At 65.5% G+C, this 20101-nt stretch carries 15 protein-coding genes; 11 read left to right on the top strand and 4 right to left on the bottom strand.

Annotated features, from left to right (window positions below):
- Window positions 1–75: 75 nt before the first annotated feature.
- Both ABIB78_RS30600 and ABIB78_RS30595 read left to right on the top strand, forming a co-directional pair.
- Entirely contained in the window at window positions 76–1428 is a 1353-nt protein-coding gene (locus ABIB78_RS30600; protein ID WP_429031352.1) for an HlyD family efflux transporter periplasmic adaptor subunit, read from the top strand.
- Complete coding sequence (locus tag ABIB78_RS30595) at window positions 1425–3371, top strand: glycosyltransferase (protein WP_429031350.1); 1947 nt, start codon at window positions 1425–1427, stop codon at window positions 3369–3371. Before ABIB78_RS30600 ends, ABIB78_RS30595 begins: the two co-directional genes overlap by 4 nt.
- A gap of 13 nt (window positions 3372–3384) precedes the next feature.
- On the opposite strand, the gene ABIB78_RS30590 is transcribed toward ABIB78_RS30595, so the two are convergent.
- Window positions 3385–6177: a [protein-PII] uridylyltransferase gene (locus ABIB78_RS30590; RefSeq protein WP_429031348.1), complete on the bottom strand. Its 2793-nt coding sequence runs from the start codon at window positions 6175–6177 to the stop codon at window positions 3385–3387.
- A 281-nt stretch (window positions 6178–6458) separates the two neighbouring features.
- On the opposite strand from ABIB78_RS30590, the gene ABIB78_RS30585 reads away from it, so the two are divergent.
- The gene (locus ABIB78_RS30585) at window positions 6459–6968 is read left to right on the top strand and encodes an OsmC family protein (protein ID WP_429031346.1); all 510 of its coding nucleotides are present in this window, start codon (window positions 6459–6461) and stop codon (window positions 6966–6968) included.
- A gap of 148 nt (window positions 6969–7116) precedes the next feature.
- Window positions 7117–7926 carry a hypothetical protein gene (locus ABIB78_RS30580; RefSeq protein WP_429031343.1) on the top strand — a complete coding sequence of 270 codons (810 nt, stop codon included), beginning with the start codon at window positions 7117–7119 and terminating at the stop codon, window positions 7924–7926.
- An 88-nt stretch (window positions 7927–8014) separates the two neighbouring features.
- Here the strand turns inward: ABIB78_RS30580 and mutS are convergent, their stop codons facing one another.
- The gene (gene mutS, locus ABIB78_RS30575; RefSeq protein WP_429031341.1) at window positions 8015–10744 is read right to left on the bottom strand and encodes a DNA mismatch repair protein MutS; all 2730 of its coding nucleotides are present in this window, start codon (window positions 10742–10744) and stop codon (window positions 8015–8017) included.
- A 213-nt stretch (window positions 10745–10957) separates the two neighbouring features.
- On the opposite strand from mutS, the gene pcaF reads away from it, so the two are divergent.
- The 7 genes from pcaF to ABIB78_RS30540 all read left to right on the top strand — a co-directional run bounded on the left by pcaF (window position 10958) and on the right by ABIB78_RS30540 (window position 16581).
- Window positions 10958–12166 (top strand): 3-oxoadipyl-CoA thiolase, encoded by a 1209-nt coding sequence (gene pcaF, locus ABIB78_RS30570; protein WP_429031338.1) that lies wholly within the window; start codon window positions 10958–10960, stop codon window positions 12164–12166.
- Window positions 12167–12271: 105 nt separating this feature from the next.
- Window positions 12272–12973, top strand: a complete 702-nt coding sequence (pcaH, locus tag ABIB78_RS30565) for a protocatechuate 3,4-dioxygenase subunit beta (RefSeq protein WP_429031336.1) — start codon at window positions 12272–12274, stop codon at window positions 12971–12973.
- The gene (pcaG, locus tag ABIB78_RS30560) at window positions 12974–13576 is read left to right on the top strand and encodes a protocatechuate 3,4-dioxygenase subunit alpha (protein WP_429031334.1); all 603 of its coding nucleotides are present in this window, start codon (window positions 12974–12976) and stop codon (window positions 13574–13576) included.
- 147 nt (window positions 13577–13723) lie between these two features.
- Window positions 13724–14047, top strand: coding sequence for an ArsR/SmtB family transcription factor (locus ABIB78_RS30555; RefSeq protein ID WP_429031332.1), 324 nt, complete (start codon window positions 13724–13726; stop codon window positions 14045–14047).
- Between the two features lie 10 nt (window positions 14048–14057).
- Window positions 14058–14522, top strand: a complete 465-nt coding sequence (locus ABIB78_RS30550; RefSeq protein WP_429031331.1) for an SRPBCC domain-containing protein — start codon at window positions 14058–14060, stop codon at window positions 14520–14522.
- Window positions 14523–14543: 21 nt separating this feature from the next.
- A complete protein-coding gene (locus ABIB78_RS30545; RefSeq protein WP_429031330.1) occupies window positions 14544–15395 on the top strand; it encodes a shikimate dehydrogenase in 852 nt (283 codons plus the stop codon).
- A gap of 16 nt (window positions 15396–15411) precedes the next feature.
- On the top strand, window positions 15412–16581 hold the full coding sequence (locus tag ABIB78_RS30540) for a Gfo/Idh/MocA family protein (RefSeq protein WP_429031328.1): 1170 nt from the start codon (window positions 15412–15414) through the stop codon (window positions 16579–16581).
- A gap of 215 nt (window positions 16582–16796) precedes the next feature.
- Here ABIB78_RS30540 and ABIB78_RS30535 read toward each other — a convergent pair whose 3' ends face one another.
- A complete protein-coding gene (locus ABIB78_RS30535) occupies window positions 16797–18107 on the bottom strand; it encodes an ABC transporter substrate-binding protein (protein ID WP_429031326.1) in 1311 nt (436 codons plus the stop codon).
- A 275-nt stretch (window positions 18108–18382) separates the two neighbouring features.
- Window positions 18383–19939: an MDR family MFS transporter gene (locus ABIB78_RS30530; protein ID WP_429031325.1), complete on the bottom strand. Its 1557-nt coding sequence runs from the start codon at window positions 19937–19939 to the stop codon at window positions 18383–18385.
- Window positions 19940–20101: the final 162 nt, after the last annotated feature.

The raw sequence follows: 20101 nt of genomic DNA, 5'->3' as shown, positions 1-20101 counted from the left end.
GATCTGTCCGGCAACGGCATCGCTCTGGAGAGCTGTGCGTTGGTTCGCGCGCTGACAGAACAGGGGCCGGCCATCATGAATCAGGCACAGCCGCAGAAGCCGCCTCCCGAGGACAATGCCACCAAGGATGAGGCCGAGGGCGCGCGAGGATTGCAGCGCGATTTACAGGACCGCTTGCAACTCGCACACGATGAGCCGGTCAGCGACAGCGCTCCCCATCCAGAAGCACCGGCGGGGGCGGGCCGAATGGTTCGCCGGCTGCTCAAGGTCGGCCTTGGCCTTGCCATCGTCGCCACCTTCGGATGGCTACCGTTGAAGGCCGTGCTGCAGACCTCCAGCGTGGAGGCCGTGGTCAATGCCAGGATCGTGACCTTGCGCTCGCCGATCGACGGCACCGTAAGCGCGAAGCCGGCGCAGGGCTCCACGCAACTCGGCGTGGTTCACGAGGGCGATGCGATCCTTCATGTCGTCAACGCGCGCGGCGACCGCGTGCGGCTCGATGATCTCCGGCGGCAGATGTCCCGCCTGGAGAATGAGCGGCCGAGCCTGGCCGCCAAGCTCGCAGCCGCCGAGACGGCGCAGCAGGATCTCGCCCGCCAGGCGGGTCAGTTCCGTGACGGCCGCATCCTCCAGCTCCAGGCACGCATCGCTGAAATCCAGACCGCGATCGAGGCCGCGGCCGCGCGCCGGGAAGAGGCGACGGCAGCAGTCGAACGGGCCTCCTCGCTGATCAAATCGGGCAGCGTCTCGACGGTCGAAATGGCCCGTCTGACACGCGAGCAGGCGATCGCCCAGCAGACCGAAATCGGCGCGCAGCGGCGCCTCGACGCCGCCAAGGTCGAGCTCACGGCGGCAAGGAGCGGCACCTATCTCGGCGACAGCTACAACGACCGGCCGAGTTCCGTGCAACGCGAAGAGGAAATGCGCCAGCGCGTCAGCGATCTCCGCGCCGACCTCGTGCATGCCGATGCCGAGATCGACTGGCTGACCCACGAGATCGCGTCCGAGCAGCTGCACTATGTCAACCGGGCGGAAGCCGACATCAAGGCGCCGGTCGCCGGTCGCATCTGGGAGATGATGACGTCGCCCGGCGAGGACGTCAGGGCCGGGCAACCCCTGCTCAAGCTGCTCGACTGCACCGGAGCTGTGGTGACAGCGAACGTCACCGAGGGTGTCTACAACCGCCTCAAGCTCGGCGAGCAGGCGAGCTTCGAGCCGAACGATGGCAGCGCCGCGATCCAGGGTGAGATCGTCAATCTCACCGGTGCCTCCGGCGCACCCGCCAACCTGGCGATCAATCCGGATGCGCTGAACAAGGAGCCTTACCGGGTGACGGTCTCGATGCCGGCGCTCGACACCACGGGCAAGGATTGCGCGGTCGGCCGCACCGGGCGGGTGGTGTTCAACGCAGACGCGGCAAAGTCATGATAGCGGCATTTGCGCCCGGGCTGGTCGCCTTCGGCGCCTGTCTTGCGATCCTGCCCTTGCTCCGGCGCGAGCAGACGCTGGCTCGCGTCGTGATGACCGGCATGTCGTTCGTCCTGCTGCTCCACTACTTCGCCTGGCGGGTGACCCAGACCTTGCCGCCTGTGGGTCTCACTGCCGACGCGCTCGTCGGCTATCCCTTCGTGGTGGCCGAGGCGGCCTCTATGATCGCGGTGTGCCTGTCGCTGCTGTTCCTCAGCCGGACCATCGATCGCACGCCCGAGGTCAATTCGATCCTGCGCCGATCCAAGGCGAGCGCAGATGCGCCGCTCGTCGACGTCTTCATCTGCACCTACAACGAGGAGAAGCCGATCCTGGAGCGCACCATCATCGGCGCGACCGGGCTGAGCTATCCCAATTATCGCGTCTGGGTGCTCGACGACGGGCGCAGGCTTTGGCTGCGCCGGCTCGCCCAGGAGCTCGGCTGCAATTATCTGATCCGTCCGGACAACCGCCACGCCAAGGCCGGCAACATCAATCACGGCCTCCAGCATCTGGCAGGACTGCCGGAGAGGCCGGAGTTCATCTCGATCCTCGATGCCGACTTCGTCCCGATGCCGGACTTCCTGACGCGGGCGATGAGCCTGATGCAGGACGGCACGGTGGGCGTCGTGCAGACGCCGCAGCACTTCATCAATCCGGATCCGATCCAGACCAATCTCGCCGCGACCGATGTGTGGCCCGACGAACAGCGCTTCTTCTTCGACATCCTGATGCCGGCCAAGGATGCCTGGGGCACCGCGTTCTGCTGCGGCACCTCATCGCTGATCCGCTACTCCGGGCTGATGCAGATCGGCGGCTTCCCGACCGATTCGGTGACGGAAGACTATCTCGTCACGCTGCGGCTGAAGGAGAAGGGACTGAGTACGGTCTATCTGAACGAGCGCCTGACCATCGGTCTCGCGCCGGAGGGATTGAAGGAATACATCACGCAGCGCGGGCGCTGGTGCCTTGGCTTCATGCAGATCTTCAGGGGACGCAGCGGACCGTTCTCGCGGCAATCGAAGCTCGCATTCATGGACCGGCTGTCGCTGGTCGATGCCTTCATGAGCTGGGCGGCGGTCTATGGCACCAAGGTTTTCGGCCTGGTTGTGCCCTGGCTCTATCTGCTGTTCGGGATCAAGGCGGTCCATGCCGACCTGTTCGACCTCCTGAAATATTTCTTGCCGTTCTATGTCTGGCACGCCTTCACGATGGCCTGGATCTCGCGAGGGCGGTCGCTCGCCATCATGACCGACGTGTCGCAATACATCGCCGCACCCGCGGTCTTGAAGGCGGTCGTGACCGGCCTCGCCAGGCCGCAAGGCCACAAATTCAAGGTGACGGCCAAGGGCGGCGACCGCAATCGCCGCTTCATCGAATGGCCGCTGCTGCGGCTCTATGGCGCGGCTTTGCTGGTCACGCTGTTTGCGATCGCCTACGCGTTCATCCTGCATCGGCGCGGCGAGAGCATCGCCTATGGCGGGCTGGCGCTGGCTTGGAGCCTGTATAACTGCGTCGTGCTCGCGATCGTGTGCTTCATCTGCATCGAGCAGCCGCGGCGCCGCAAGGCCGAGCGTTTCGAACGCGACGAGCCGATCCTGATTCACGTGGGTGCCGAAACGCGGCTGGTTCGGATGGCCGACATCTCGATCTCGGGCGCGCGCTTCATCGATCCCGCCCCGCCGGCAATCGGCGCCTCGATCGAGTGCAATGTCTACGGTCAGAACGTGACCGCGATGGTGGTTCGCCGCACCCGCGACGGTTTCGGCGTCCGTTTCGAGGACGCGGTTGCGACGCGGGTCAATGTCGTTCGCGCATTCTATGCCGGCGAATATGTCCGCGCCTTCCACGGCGTGCGCGCCGCTCCGGTCGGCAAGGCGTTGCTGATGCGGCTGTTCGGCTAGCGCGGCGCCGGGGTCACGCCGCCGGATTTGCCGCCTGGTCCTCGCTCGACAGCAGATGCAGCAGCGCGCTCTTGATCGCCGCCTGCCGGGTCGGCGCCGAGATCTGGGCGCCGAGCAGGTCGGTGACATAGAACACGTCGCGGGCGCGTTCGCCGAAGGTCGCGACATGCGCTGAGGCGATGTTGAGGTTGAGCTTCGAGATCGCGGTGGTGAGCTGGTACAGCAGGCCGGGGCGGTCGAGGCCGGAGACCTCGATCACCGTGTAGCGGTCGGACCACTGGTTGTTGATGGTGACCTCCGGTTCGACGACGAACGGCCGCGCCTTGCCGCGCACGGTGCGCTTGGCCACGGCTTCGGGCAGCCGCAGCTTGCCTTCGAGCACGTTTTCGATCATCTCGCCGATCCTGGTCGCGCGACGGCCTTCGTCCTCGTCGCGGTCGTACTCGCGCGAGATCGAGATGGTGTCGAGCGCGCGGCCGTCGGTCGTGGTGTAGATCTGCGCGTCGACGATGTTGGCGCCGGCGGACGCGCAGGCGCCTGCGATGATCGACAGCAGCCAGGGGTGGTCGGTCGCGAGAATCGTCAGCTCGGTGACGGCGCGGATCTCGTCGAAGCCGACATTGATCGCAAGCTTGTGGCCGGCCTGCTCGGTGGCGCGGATGAAGCGCGCCTGGCGGATCTTGCGCGGCAGCTCGACCTTGAGCCAGTAGGCCGGGTAGTGCCGGCCGATATAGGCATTGAGCTCCGCCTCCGGCCATTCGGTGAAGGCGCGGCGGAATTCGGCTTGCGCCACCGCGATGCGCTGGGCGCGGTTGACCTCCGAGAAGCCGCCGGTCAGCACCGGCTCGGTCTCGTAATATAATGTGCGCAAAAGCTGCGCCTTCCAGCCGTTCCACACGCCCGGGCCGACGCCGCGAATGTCGGCGGTGGTCAGGATCGTGAGCAGCTTCATCTGCTCGACCGACTGCACCACGGCGGCGAAATTCTCGATGGTCTTGCGGTCCGACAGATCGCGCGATTGCGCCACCGTGGACATCGTCAGATGTTCCTCGATCAGCCAGGCCACCAGCTCGGTGTCGGCCGCGGAGAAGCCGAGCCGCGGGCACAGCCGCCGCGCCACCTTGGCGCCGGCGATCGAGTGGTCCTCCGGCCGGCCCTTGGCGATGTCGTGCAGCAGCGTTGCGATATAGATCACCGGGCGGTGCTCGGGACGAATCTTGCGGAACAGGTCGCTGGCGACCGTAAACTCCTCGTTACCGCCGCGCTCGATGTCCTGCAGGAAGCCGATGCAGCGGATCAGATGCTCGTCCACCGTATAGTGGTGGTACATGTTGAACTGCATCATCGAGACGATCTTGCCGAAGGCGCGGATGAAGTGGCCGAGCACGCCGGTCTCGTTCATCCGCCGCAGCACGGTTTCGGCGTTGTCGGAGGTCAGGATCTCCATGAACAGGCGGTTGGCTTCCTCGTTCTCGCGCAGCTGGGTGTTGATCAGCTTCAGCGAGCGCGTCACCGTGCGCATCGCATCGGGATGGAAGGCGAGGTTGTTCTGCTGCGCCAGACGGAAGATCCGGATCAGATTGACCGGATCGTGCTTGAACACATCGGGCGCGGCGAGGTTGATGCGGTTGTTGTCGACGATGAAGTCGTCGCTGCCGGGCACTCGCCGCCGCTTCGCGCCGGGCCGCAGGCGCGCCACCATCCGGCTCAGCACCGGCGCCGGCTTGTTGTGCTGCTCCTCGAGCTTGGCGCACAGGATCGCGGTGAGGTCGCCGACGTCCTTGGCGACCAGGAAGTAGTGCTTCATGAAGCGCTCGACGTCCTGCATGCCGGGATGCGAGGTGTAGCCGAGGCGGACGGCGATCTCGCGCTGCATGTCGAACGACAGCCGCTCCTCGGCGCGTCCGGCGAAGAAGTGCAAATTGCAGCGGACCGACCACAGGAAATCGGCGCAGCGGCGGAAGGTGCGGTACTCCTGCGCGTCAAACACGCCGCGCTCCAAGAGCTCGTCGGTCTCGCGTACGCGGTAGACGTATTTCGCGATCCAGAACAGCGTGTGCAGGTCGCGCAGGCCGCCCTTGCCGTCCTTGACGTTCGGCTCGACCAGATAGCGCGACTGGCCGGCGCGGCGATGCCGCTCCTCGCGCTCGGCAAGCTTGGCCGTGACGAATTCCGGCGCGGTGCCCTGCACCACCTCCTTGTCGAAGCGCTCGACCAGTTCGTCATAGAGCGGCTGGTCGCCGGTCAGGAACCGGGTTTCCAGGATCGCGGTGCGGATCGTCATGTCGCCGCGCGCCTGGCGGATCGATTCATCGACCGAGCGCGTGGCGTGGCCGACCTTCAGTCCCATGTCCCAGAGGCCATAGAGAATGGCTTCGGCGACCTGCTCGCCCCAGGCGGTCTGCTTGTAGGGCAGGATGAACAACAGGTCGATGTCGGATTCCGGCGCCATCAGCCCGCGGCCATAGCCGCCGGTTGCGACCACAGCCATGCGTTCCGCGCCCGAGGGGATCGGCGAGTGATAGAGATGCCGGGTCGCCGCCGCGTAGAGGATGCGGATGATCTCGTCCTGCACGAAGCAGAGCCGTTCGGCGCAACGCCGGCCGTGACGGTCCTTCAGCAGCAGCGCCTGCGCCATGGCGCGCGCCGCGATCAACTCGGCCTTGAGCAGTTGCGCCATCGCGGCGCGGAACTGATCCTCGCGGCCGGCATGCTGTTCGGCGAGTGCATTGACCGCCGCGGTGATCCGCTCGGTCTCGAAACGATCATCCGCTTCAGGGCGGACTTCGGTTACGACGCTGTCCATACGTTCATCCGATATCGGACGGAGCCGTTGCTGTCACTGACCAAAGTATAAGGACAGCAGCTCCATGCTTTCCTGGCGGCGCTTTGCGCCACGCCGCACGCGATAGAGGTAAAGAGTCTCGCGGGGCCTGCAAGGCTAACTAATTGAGTTTAAAGACTGTTTGTTTGGTCGGTCGATCGAAATTCTGTCCGACCGCGCCAGTGGGCGAGGCGATGTGGTGGTGACATCCGCTCATTAAGGCCTTACATCGGCATAAAGAAGAACAGCCGGGAGCAGAAACCATGGACTCCGCCGAACTCCGCGCAATGCAGGCCCCGATCAAGGAACGTTACAAGTCCGATCCCTCGGCCGCCGTGGTCACCCTGAAAGCCAAGGGCTCGATCAACAATGAGAGCATCTCCTGCAAGGTCGAGACCGGCCGCGCGCTCGCGGTTGCCGGCCTGCATCCCGCCACCGGCGGCTCCGGGCTCGAGCTCTGCTCCGGCGACATGCTGCTGGAAGCGCTGGTCGCCTGCGCCGGCGTCACGCTGAAATCGGTCGCCACCGCGATCGAGCTGCCGCTGAAGACCGGCAACGTCTTCGCCGAGGGCGATCTCGATTTCCGCGGCACGCTTGGCGTCGACAAGGAGACCCCGGTCGGCTTCCGCGAAATCCGCCTCCGCTTCGAGATCGGCACCGATGCGCCGCAGGACAAGCTCGATCTGCTGCTGAAGCTCACCGAGCGCTATTGCGTGGTCTACCAGACCATCAAGAACGGCCCGAAGGTCTCGGTGACGATGCAGCGGGTTTAGCGCGTCGCCCCGGCCTAGTGCGCAATTGCGCACGGGAGCCGGGGCCCATACACCGCGTCCTCTCGGCCCAAGCCGTGCCGTTCGACGGCTTTCGCTCCACACGAATAGTCGTGGTTATGGATCCCGGCCTTCGCCGGGATGACGCAGAATGTCCCCCGAACTCCACTTCGTCCTGCTCCTCGTGCTGCGCATGGCCGTTGCGGCCGCGTTCGTGGTCAGTGCGTCCATCATCACGGAACGTTCGGGGCCGGTGATCGGCGCGCTGATCGCAACCCTGCCGATCTCGGCCGGGCCGTCCTACACTTTCCTCGCGCTCGACCACGACGCCGCCTTCATCGCCGAGGGCGCGCTGTCGAGCCTGCCGGTCAATGCCGCGACGATCTTTATGGGCCTCACCTACGCGGTGCTGGCGCAGCGGTTCAGCATGTGGATCAGCGCGGGTTCCGCGATCGCGCTGTGGCTTGTGCTCGGCACCATCATCCGTCAGTTCGCATGGACGCTTGCCGGAGGGCTCATCCTCAATGCGATTGCCTTCGCGATCTGCATTCCGCTGCTCAAGCCCTATCGGCACGTCGCGAAAATGCCGCTGATCGCGCGGCGCTGGTACGACATTCCGCTGCGCGCCGCGCTGGTCGCGAGCCTGGTCGGCACCGTGGTCACCGCGTCGACGTGGGTCGGCCCGCGGGTCACCGGCGTGATCGCGCTGTTTCCGATCGTATTCTCCTCGATGATGCTGATCCTGCATCCGCGGATCGGTGGCCCCGCGACCGCCGCCGTGCTCGCCAACAGCGCCTGGGGCCTGATGGGCTTCGGCCTCGGCATCGCCGTGCTGCATGTCGCGGTGCTGCAATTCGGCTCGCCGATCGGCCTCTGCTGCGCGCTCGCCACTTGCATTGTCTGGAATCTGGTGCTGTGGCAGATCGGGCGGAGGAAGAGCAGGAAAACGTCGAAAGCGTAGGGTGGGTTAGCCGAAGGCGTAACCCACCATGCCGCCGCGGTGAAAGAAAGTGGTGGGTTACGCTACGCTAACCCACCCTACGGCACCGCTACTGCTTCGGCAGTTTCGCCCGCAGCGCATACAGCGCATCCAGCGCCTCGCGCGGCGACATTTCGTCGGGGTGCAGCGCCTTCAGCGCCTCGACCAGCAGATCGGTCTCGCTCGGCGGCTTGTCCTCGGCGGCGGCGCGGGAGGGGACGGCAAATAGCGGCAGGTCATCGGCCAAGGCGCGCGCAGTCTGGCCGCGGTCCTGTGCCTCGAGTTTCGCCAGCACCGATTTGGCGCGCGTGATCACGGCGGGCGGCAGGCCGGCGAGTTTTGCGACCTGGATGCCGTAAGAGCGGTCGGCGGAGCCGGGCAGCACCTCGTGCAGGAACACGACGTCGCCCTGCCATTCCTTCACTCGCACCGTGGCGTTGAACATCCGCGGCAGCTTGGCCGAGAGCGCCGTCAGTTCGTGATAGTGGGTGGCAAAGAGCGTGCGGCAGCGATTGCTCTCATGCAGGTGCTCGATCGCGGCCCAGGCGATCGACAGGCCGTCGAAGGTCGCTGTTCCCCGGCCGATCTCGTCCAGGATCACCAGCGACCGCTCGCTCGCCTGGTTCAGGATCACGGCGGTCTCGACCATCTCGACCATGAAGGTCGAGCGGCCGCGCGCCAGATCGTCGGCGGCGCCAACGCGCGAGAACAGCCGGTCGACGATGCCGAGCCTCGCCCGCGACGCCGGCACGTAAGAGCCGATCTGCGCCAAAAGCGCGATCAGCGCGTTCTGGCGCAGGAAGGTCGACTTGCCGGCCATGTTCGGACCGGTGATCAGCCAGAGCTGGCCGGACTTCTGCGCCGGCGCGGGGGACAAATCGCAGGCATTGGCGATGAACGGCTGGCCGTCGCGCTTCAGCGCCTGCTCGACCACCGGGTGGCGGCCGCCCTCGATCGCAAAGCCGAGCGAGCCGTCGACGTCGGGCCGCACGTAATTGTCGTCGATCGCGAGTTTTGCCAGTGCCGTCGCGACGTCGAGCATCGCAAAGGCATGCGCAGTGTTGCGCAGATCGTCGCTGGCGGCGAGCGCCATCGCGCTCAACCGCTCGAAGATCTCGAGCTCGAGGTTGAGCGCGCGTTCGCCGGCATTGGCGATCTTGGCTTCGGTCTCGCCGAGCTCCGAGGTGGTGAAACGAACCTGCCCGGCGAGCGTCTGGCGATGGATGAAGGTGGCGTTCAGCGGCGGCGCGAACAGCTTCTCGCCGTGCTGGGCGGTGACCTCGACGAAATAGCCGAGCACGTTGTTGTGCCGGATCTTCAGCGTCTTGACGCCGGTGTCCTCGGCGTAGCGCGCCTGCATCGCGGCGACGACGAGGCGCGACGCGTCGCGCAGGTTCCGGCTCTCGTCGAGCGCCGCCTCATAGCCTTCGCGGACGAAGCCGCCGTCGCGCTTGATCAGCGGCAATTGTTCGCTCAATGCGCGGGAGAATTCCTGCGCCAGATCGCGCGACGGGCGCTGTAGCGCCGTCATCACGGCCGAGACCTCGGCCGGCGGACTGGAAAGCTGCGCGAGCAGCTCCAGCGCCTGGTCGGCGGCGAGGATGCCGTCGCGCAGGCTCGCGAGGTCGCGCGGGCCGCCGCGGCCGACCGACAGCCGCGCCAGCGCGCGCGACATGTCGGGCGCCGCACGCAGCACGGTTCTGACGTCCTCGCGCGCCGCGGAATCCGCAACGAAGGCCGAGACGGCATCGAGCCGCCGCGCGATCACGGCAACATCGGTAAGCGGCGCGGCGAGGCGCTGCGCCAGCAGCCGCGAGCCCGCCGCGGTGACGGTGGAGTCGATCGCATCGAGCAGCGAGCCGCGGCGTTCGCCGGCCAGCGTGCGCGTCAGTTCGAGATTGGCGCGGGTCGCCGGATCGATCGCCATCGTGGTGCCGGCGGCTTCGCGCGCCGGCGGCGACAGCGGTGGACGTTTGCCGACCTGGGTGCGGTCGATATAGGTGACCGCCGCGGCTGCCGCGGTCGCCTCCAGCCGCGACATCGCGGACAGGCCGTCCATGGTCGCGACCGCGAAGTAATCGCACAGCCGCCGCTCGGCGGTGGCGCTGTCGAAGACGTCGCGGGTCAGCGGCGTCACCGACGGCAGCTCGCGCAAGGTCGGCGCCAGCTCGCTGTCGCCATAAAGCGCATCGGTGACGATGGCCTCGTTCGGATTGATGCGCGCCAGCGTCGCCGCAAGCTCCGCGGTCGCGCACTCCGTCACCATGAATTCGGAGGTCGAGATGTCGATCCAGGCAAGCCCGAGCCGGTCGGCGCCGGCCGAGCCGCGGGCGCGCGCGATCGCGATCAGATAGTTGTTGGTGCGGGCGTCGAGCAACGTGTCTTCGGTCAGCGTGCCCGGCGTCACCAGCCGCACCACGCCGCGGCTCACCACGCTCTTGTTGCCACGAGCGCGGGCGGCCGCCGGATTTTCGGTCTGCTCGCACACTGCGACACGGTGGCCGGCACCGATCAGCCGATGCAGGTAGTCCTCGGAGCGTTCGACCGGCACGCCGCACATCGGGATGTCCATGCCCTGATGCTTGCCGCGCTTGGTCAGGACGATGCCGAGCGTCTTCGAGGCGATCTCGGCATCTTCGAAGAACAGCTCGTAGAAGTCGCCCATCCGGTAGAACAGCAGCAGGCCGGGGTGGGCGGCCTTGATTTCCAGATACTGTTCCATCATCGGCGTGACGCGCGACGGCGCCTCGGCGGCGGGAGCAGGTTCGGGCGGAACGGGGATCGGTTGCTGAATGGTCATGAGGGGGCGGAAACTACAAAATTTCGTCGCGCGGTCCTATCCGAAGGAATGGGGTTTTCCACCCTGTCCACGGTGCCAATTATGTCAGCCCTCACGGTAATGCGTGCAGGGCGAGCAGTGGCGTCAATTGACCTGCCGCGGGCACGCTCCTAAAACTCCCCTCAAGTTCCAGCCGATCCAGCGCCTAAGTCGCGGCATTCAGGGAGAGATTCAATGCGTGATGTGTTCATTTGCGATGCCGTCCGGACTCCGATCGGCCGTTTCGGCGGCTCGCTCGCCAAGGTGCGCGCCGACGATCTCGCGGCGGCCCCGATCAAGGCGCTGATGGCCAAGCACCCGACGCTCGACTGGAATCAGGTCGACGAGGTCTTTTTCGGCTGCGCCAACCAGGCCGGCGAAGACAACCGCAACGTCGCGCGCATGGCGCTGCTGCTCGCCGGCATGCCGGAGTCGGTTCCCGGCCAGACCCTGAACCGGCTCTGCGCCTCCGGCCTCGATGCGGTCGGTGCCGCGGGCCGCGCCATCCGCGCCGGCGAAATCGATTTCGCGATCGCGGGCGGCGTCGAGTCGATGACACGTGCGCCGTTCGTGATGGGCAAGGCCGCGGAAGCCTTTTCGCGCTCGTCCGACATCTACGACACCACGATCGGCTGGCGCTTCATCAATCCCCTGATGAAGGCGCAGTACGGCGTCGATGCGATGCCGGAGACCGGCGAGAACGTCGCCGAGGAATTCCAGGTCTCGCGCGCCGATCAGGATGCGATGGCGATCCGCTCGCAGCAGCGCGCGGGTGCAGCGATCGCGTCGGGCTATTTCGCCGAGGAGATCGTGCCGGTTCAGGTGCCCGGCGGCAAGGCTGGTCCCATCACGGTCGACAAGGATGAGCATCCGCGTCCCGAGACCACACTCGAAGCTCTCGCCAAGCTGAAGCCGATCGTGCGCAATCCCGGCACGGTGACCGCAGGCAATGCGTCCGGCGTCAATGACGGTGCCGCCGCGATGATCCTCGCTTCCGAGGCTGCGGTGAAGAAGCACGGCCTCACCCCGCGCGCAAAAATCCTCGGCCTTGCCTCGGCCGCGGTGCCGCCGCGCATCATGGGCATCGGCCCGGTGCCCGCGACCAGGAAGCTGGTCGAGCGTCTCGGCATCAAGGTGTCGGACTTTGACCTGATCGAGCTCAACGAGGCCTTCGCATCGCAGGGCATCGCCTGCCTGCGCCAGCTCGGCGTCAAGGAAGATGCCGATTTCGTCAATCCGCATGGTGGCGCGATCGCGCTCGGCCATCCGCTCGGCATGAGCGGCGCGCGGCTGGTCTTGACCGCCGTGCACGGCATGGAGAAGCGGGGCGGGAAGCTTGCCCTGGCAACTATGTGCGTCGGTGTCGGCCAAGGCGTCGCCATCGCGATAGAAAAGCTGAATTAAGCCAATAGCTTGGAAGGGCAGAAAACAGCCCTTCCCCAGTTTGGTTATACATTATAATGATCTGATGTGAGCTCACGGGGCGCGTGGGCCGCGGAGGAATTCGCCATGACCTTGTTGTACCCGCTGCAATCGCTTGCAGCCCATCCGGCACGGCTGTCGCCGGACTATCGCTCCACCGTGAAGCGCTCGCCGCAAAAGCCGTTGATCCCGATGCGGCACACGCTCTCGGAACTGACCGGGCCGGTCTATGGTCATGAGACGGTGCGCGCGCACGACAACGATCTCACCATCCAGGCCAAGGGCGAGCCGCTCGGCGAGCGCATCATCGTGCACGGCTACGTGCTCGACGAGGACGGCCGCGGCGTGCCGAATACGCTGGTCGAACTGTGGCAGGCCAATGCCTGCGGCCGCTACATCCATGTCGTCGACCAGCATCCGGCGCCGCTCGATCCCAATTTCACGGGCGCCGGCCGCACGCAGTCGGATGCAACGGGCTATTACAAGTTCGTCACCATCAAGCCCGGCGCGTATCCCTGGGGCAATCACCACAATGCGTGGCGGCCCGCGCACATCCACTTCTCGGTGTTCGGCCACTCCTTCGTCTCGCGGCTGGTCACCCAAATGTATTTCCCCGGCGATCCCTTGTTTCCGTTCGACCCGATTTTCAACTCGGTGACCGACGCGAAGGCGCGGGCGCGGATGATCTCGTCGTTCGATCTCGAGAACACCAAGCCGGAATGGGCGCTGTGCTACCGCTTCGATATCGTGCTGCGCGGGCGCAACGCCACGCCGATGGAGACCAAATAAGTGTCGAATCCGCGTCCTGATGGAATCACGCCCTCGCAGACCGTCGGCCCCTACTTCAAATACGGTCTGACGCCGAACGGCGAGTATGAATGGAACGACGCCTTCACCAACAATCTCTTGACGCCCGACGTCTCGGGCGAGCGGATCCGCATCGAGGGCAAGGTCTATGACGGCGACGGCGCCGTGATCCCGGACTGCATGCTGGAGATCTGGCAGGCCGACGCGCAGGGCCGCTTCTCCGATCCGCAGGATGCGCGCGCACTGCCCAACTCCTCGTTCAAGGGTTTTGGCCGCTGCGGCACCGACAACAGCGGCGCTTACGCGTTCGACACCATCAAGCCGGGCGTGGTGCCGGATGCCGACGGCAAGCCGCAGGCGCCGCACATCGTGCTTGCGGTGTTCGGGCGCGGCATGCTGCTGCATCTCTACACGCGAATCTATTTCGACGACGAAGCCGGCAATGCCACTGATTCCGTGCTGGCGCTGGTGCCCGCCGATCGCCGCGCGACGCTGATTGCGAAGCGCAACGCCGGTGCGGGCAACGTCTACACACTCGACGTCCATCTGCAGGGCGACAACGAGACCGTGTTCTTCGACGTCTAGCCAATGACAGCGCCTCGTGGCGCGCAAATCCGGCATTGAAGTAACGACCCCAAATCCGCTGCACGCCCTTCGCCGCAGCGGATCTTGCTTGATTATGCTTTATCGGTTATATAACAAATAGGTTATATAACCGATACGAGATCAAGCATGCCCAACCTCGATGCCGCCTTCTCGGCGCTCGCCGACCCGACACGCCGGGCGATCCTGGCGCGGCTCGCCTTGGGCGAGGCGACGGTGATGGAGCTGGTCGAACCATTCGAGATGACCCAGCCCGCGATCTCCCGCCATCTCAAGGTGCTCGAAAGCGCGGGCCTGATCGTGCGGCGGACCGAGGGCACCAAGCGGCCGTGTCGGCTGGCGCCGACGGCGGTCGTCGAGATCGATCAATGGCTCGGCATGCTGCGGCGGGCGCTGGAAACCAACTACGACCGGCTGGACGGAGTTCTGGCCGCAATGAAGCCTGAACAGTGAAGGATATCCCATGAGCAGGTTGACGCTGAAAACCGAAGGCGACCGCTATATCGCTGTCACCAGGCGCTTCGTCGCGCCGCCCGAAGCGGTGTATCGCGCGCATACCGAGCCGGAGCTGCTGCAAAAGTGGCTGCTCGGTCCCGATGGCTGGACCATGCCGGTCTGCATCAGCGATCTCAGGCCCGGCGGCAAGATCCGCTATGAGTGGACCGACGGCAAGGGCGGCGGATTTCATTTGACCGGCGAATATCTCGCGCTCGAGCCGTTCAGCCGCATCGTGCACGTCGAGCGCATGCATCTGCCGGATCCGACGCCGGACAATCATGTCGAGACGCGGTTCGCGCCCGACGGCAGCGGCACCGTGATGACCATGCGGATGACGCTGCCCGACGCCGAGACGCGCGCGGCGATGCTCGCGACCGGCATGGAGCACGGCATGGAAGACAGCTATGCTCGGCTCGACCGCATGAGCTGAGCACGACTGACGTGAGGGACAATGCGCGTTCGTTTCCTGACCGGCCTGATCGGCGATCCGATCGCGCATTCGGCGGCGCCTGCGATGCACGAGCAGGCTGCCGCTGACCTCGGCGTTCACGCTCACTACCAGCTCATCGAGGTCAAGGGCGCCGGTCGCGACGATCTGCGTGCGATGCTCGACGGCGTCAGGCGGCTCGGCTTTGCCGGCGTCAACGTCACCTTTCCCTACAAGGAAGCGGTCGTCGATCTGCTCGATGACCTCGCACCGGATGCGCGCGCGATCGGCGCGGTCAACACCATCGTCGTCGACGGCGCGCGGCTGGTCGGGCACAACACCGACGCGACCGGTTTCGCCCGTGCGATCGAACCTCTGCTCGCCACCGCGCGGCGTGGCCCCATCGCGCTGATCGGTGCCGGTGGCGTCGGCAAGGCGATCGCCTTTGCGCTCGCCGGCCTCGGCGTCGCCGGGATCAGGATCTTCGACGCCGATGCCGCCAAGGCCGCGCAGCTTGCGGCCCAGTTGCGGGATCGCCACGCGGTCCACGCCGCCAGCGTCGCGAGCGCGGTGGACGGCGCCGCCGGTCTCGTCAATGCAACGCCCGTCGGCATGCTGCCGAGCCGCGACACGCCGGTACCGGATGCACTGCTGCATCGCTCGATGTGGGTCGCCGACGCCGTCTACACGCCGCTCTGGACGCCGCTGCTGTCAGCAGCCAAAGCCAAGGGCGCAAGCGTCCTGACCGGACGGGACCTCGCGATCAACGCCTCGGCCGACGCGTTCAGCCTGTTTACGGGATTGACGCCGTCGCATGCAGCGATGGGAAATGCGTTCGACGCCGTGATGGCTGCACGCTACTCTCCGCCCGCCTGAAGGGCGGAGGCATGGAATGACAAAAATCAAGATCGGTCTGGCCGGCTGCGGCTTCGTGTCGGAGCTGCATATGGTCGCGTACCGGCGGGTCTATGGCGTCGATGTCGAGGTGAGGGCGGTGGCGGCGCGCGGCGAGCACGTCGTCGAGTTCGCCCGCAAGCATCAGATCCCGAACGCCTATCGCAGCTTTGCCGAGCTGGTCGCCGACCGCGAGCTTGATGTCATCGACATCTGCACCCCGCCCAATCTGCACGCCGCGATGATCGTCGCCGCGATGCAGAGCGGCAAGCACGTGATCTGCGAGAAGCCGTTCAGCGGCTATTTCGGCTGCGACGGCGACAAGGCGCCGATCGGCAGGCACGTGCCGAAGGCGCTGATGTATCAGCGCGTGATGGAGGAGATGGAAGCGACCCGCGCCGCAATCGAGCAGACCGGCAAGCTTTTCATGTATGCCGAGGACTGGATCTACGCTCCGGCGGTGACCAAGACCGCGGAGATCATCCGCGCCACCCGTGACAAGATCCTGTTCATCAAGGGCGAGGAGAGCCATTCCGGCTCGCACGCGGCGCATGCCGCAGAGTGGGCGATGACCGGCGGCGGCTCGCTGATCCGGATGGGCTGCCATCCCTTATCGGCTGTGCTCTATCTCAAGCAGGTCGAGGCCAAGGCCCGCGGCGAAACCATCACGGTCGCGAGCGTCACGTGCGACGTCGGCAATGTCACGGCTTCGCTCAAGGCTGACGAACGCTGCTACATCAAGGCCAATCCGGTCGACGTCGAGGATTGGGGCACCCTGACCGCGACCTTCTCCGACGGCACCAAGGCCACGGTGTTTTCCGGCGACATGATCATGGGCGGCGTGCGCAATCTGATCGAGACCTACACCTCAGGTGGCTCGCTGTTCGCCAACATCACGCCGAACACGCATCTGACCAGCTATCAGACCAGCGAGGAGAAGCTCGCGTCCGTCTACATCACCGAGAAGGTCGATCGCAAAACCGGCTGGCAATATGTCTGTCTCGAGGAGGAATGGACCCGCGGCTATCTGCAGGAGATCCAGGATTTCATGGAATGCGTCGCCACCGGCCGCGCGCCGCTCGCCGGCCTTGCGCTGGCGTATGAGACGACCAAGGTGAACTACGCCGGCTATTGGGCGGCTGATGAGGGCAGGCGGGTGGTGTTGTGATGCCGGCGCGCGCGAGGAATGCTGGCCCCTTTCTTACCTCGCCCCGCTTGCGGGGCGAGGTCGGATTGCATCGGTAGATGCAATCCGGGTGAGGGGTACAGGTCTCGCCGGTATCGCATTCGCGGAGACAGCCCCTCACCCCAACCCTCTCCCCGCAAGAGCGGGGCGTGGGGGCTTACCCACCATGAGGTGACAACACGATTCCATGGCGGCCCCTACGCCCCGTACACCGATCCCTTCGGCAGCGGGAACACCGGGTCCTGGGTGCGGATGTTGGTCGGCCACACCACGGTGATGCGCTCGCCGGCGTTCTGCATTACCACCGGCGTCGAGCGCTCGTTCTGGCCGGACATCGGGGTATCGGGCGGATAGAACTTCACGCCATAGCCCTGGATGGTGCCGCCCGGCGGGATGTCGACGTCGAGCGCCGCCTTGCGGATCGCCTCGGGATCGAAGCCGCCATATTTCTCCTTGGCGACCGGCAGCACACTGTTGAGCAGGATCCAGGTCTGGTTGAAGCCCATCGAGCAGTGCGGCGGCACCTCGGTGGCGCTGGTCTTCTCGCGGTAGCGCGCGACCATAGTCTTGGTGAGGTCGCCGACCCCCGGTGCGAGCTTGGCGGGATCGAGCAGCTGCGCCGGCACCGGATCGATGTTGCAGAAATTGTCGATGTCGGCGCCGAAGGTCGCGCGCAGCTTGTCGAGCTGGCTGTAACCGGCGCCGGCGCCGAACAGCATCTTGAACTTCAGCCCGCTCTCGCGCGCCTGGCGCAGGAACAGCGTGATGTCGGGGTTGTAGCCGGCATGCGAGATGATGTCGGCCTTGGCGCGCTTCAGCTTGGTCACCAGCACCGAGAGATCGGGCGCGGAGGCCGAGTAGCCCTCCTTGAAAACGACCTGCAGCCCGGCCTCCTTGGCATAGGCCTCGTCGGCAGCGCCGACGCCGACGCCATAGGGACCATCCTCGTGGATGATCGCGACCTTGACGTCCTTCGCCTCCACGCCGAGCTTGGCCTTGGCGTGCTCGGCCAGGAAGCGCGCGAAGGCCTGGCCATACTGGTCCGAGTGAATCTGCGCGCGGAAGACATATTGCAGGTTCTTGTCCTTGAACACGGCGGTCGACACCGCGGTCGTAATCCAGAGGATCTTTTTCTGCTGCTCGACCTTGGCGGCGAGCGGGACCGCGTGCGAACTCGCATAAACGCCGTTGATGATGTCGACCTTCTCCTGGTCGATCAGGCGATTGGCCTCGTTGATCGCAACGTCAGGCTTGCTCTGGGAATCGACGTTGACCGGGGCAATCTTGTACTTGCCGCCGACGCCGCCCTTCTCATTGACGAGGTCGATCGCGATCTGCGTGCCGATCGAGGAGGCGACCGAGCCGCCGGCGGCGAATGGACCGGTCAGGTCGTAGATCACACCGATCCGGACCGTTTCGGCCTGTGCCTGTGCCCGTGTCCAATCGAAGCTGAAAGCAGCGGCGGCAGCCGCTGAAGTCTTCAGCAGCGTCCTGCGTGAAGTCGGCATCGCGTCCTCCCGTGAAGCCGTATTCTTATTTTCGGCGGAGTATTGGGAGGCGAGGCCGGAAAGTCAACGCGATTGCGGCCGCGGCGGTCTTGCGCTTTCGTTGAGGCCGGCCGCATCGAAAACTGTCATCGCCCGGCTTGACCGGGCGCCTAGTATTCCAGAGGCCGTAGCGCTTGAGCCGATAGGCCCCGGCGTACTGGATCGCCCGCATGCGCGGGCGATGACACCGATAAAGCGGTTAGGACGCGCCATCGGACGCAGAGACGTTGAAGGACCTACTCCATCACCGCGGCATGATCCGACGGCGCCGACTGCGAGCGCAGCGCGGCCTTGGTCGAGCCGATCATCAGCGCGAGCGGGATCGAGACCAGGATGAACAGCATCACCAGCTGGTAGTCGTGCGAGAACGCAATGATCTGCGACTGCGCCGCCACCATCCTGTCGGCCATCGCGCGGCCGGCATCGCTGTTGAGGTTGATCATGCCTGATATGTCGGGCATCTGCAGCGCGTGGTTGAACGGATTGATCTGCTCCGACAGCTTTGCGTAGATTCGCCGCGAACCTTCGGTGAGCTGCGCGATCACGATCGAGATGCCGACCGAACTCGCGACGTTGCGCAGCAGCGTCAGCATCGAGGTGCCATCGGTGCGCAGCTGGTTCGGCAGCGTCAGGAACGCCACCGTCGACAGCGGCACGAACACGAGGCCGAAACCGAAGCCCTGGATCACGCTGACGACGATGATCTCGTTGGCCTGCGTCATGTCGGTCCAGCCGGTCATCTGGAACAGTGACGCCGCGGTCAGCGCCAGGCCGGAGATGATCAGCGTGCGCGCCTCGATGTAGCGCATCAGGCGGCCGACCAGCATCATCGCGACAAAGGTGCCGGCGCCGCGGGTCGCCAGCAGCAGGCCGGCGGTGATGATCGGATAGCCGATCACGTTTTGCAGATAGGGCGAGGACAGCGCCATGGTCGAATACAGCACGAGGCCCATCACGGTCATGAACACGCAGCCGCCGAGGAAATTCCTGTCCTTGAACAGCGCGAACTGGATGAACGGCCGGTTGGTGGTCAGCGAATGGGCGAAGAAGAAGTAGCAGCCGACCGCCGCGACGATGAACTCGATCATGATCTCGTTGGATTCCAGCCAGCCGAGCTGCTCGCCGCGGTCGAGCGCGAGCTGCAGCGAGCCGATCGCGACCGCGAGCGCGCCGAAGCCGAACCAGTCGAAGCGCAGGTTGTGGTCCTGCTTGGTCTCGTCCATGAACACGGCGAGGCCGAGCACGGTGATCGCGCCGAACGGCAGGTTGACGAAGAACACCCAGTGCCAGGAATAGGTCTCGGTCAGCCACGCCCCCAATGATGGTCCCATGATCGGGCCCATCATCACGCCCATGCCCCAGATCGACATCGCTTTCGCACGCTCATGCAGCGCGTAGGAATCGAGCATCACGGCCTGCGACAGCGGCACCAGCGCCGCGCCGAACACGCCCTGCAACAGGCGGAACAGCACCATCTGGTTGATGTCCTGCGCCAGGCCGCAGAACACCGAGGCGACGGTGAAGCCGGCCGAGCAGATGATAAAGATACGCTTGCGGCCATAACGGTTGGCGATCCAGCCCACCGGCGCGGTCATGATCGCGGCCGCGACGATGTAGGAGGTCAGCACCCAGTTGATCTGGTCCTGCGAGGCCGACAGCGAACCCTGCATATAGGGCAGCGCGACGTTGGCGATCGTGGTGTCGAGCGCCTGCATGATCGTCGCGGTCATCGCGCAGATCGTCACCATGTTCCGGCGCAGGCCGGGCACGGCGGATGGTGACGGTGCATTCATTCAGTTCAGTCCTGTTGGTCACGAGCGCGAGAGATCATTTCTCCTGCGTAGGGGCGGTCGCAATCACACATCGCAGCCGTCGTCCCCGCGAATGCGGGGACCCAGTATTCCAGAGGCCGTGCCGTGAACCGCAAGGCCGCGGCGTACTGGGTCGCCCGGTCG

This window comes from Bradyrhizobium sp. I1.14.4 (assembly GCF_050435825.1).
In the GTDB taxonomy this organism is placed as follows: domain Bacteria; phylum Pseudomonadota; class Alphaproteobacteria; order Rhizobiales; family Xanthobacteraceae; genus Bradyrhizobium.
Note: the sequence above shows the minus strand (reverse complement) of the source record. Positions and strands in the feature narration are given on the sequence as shown.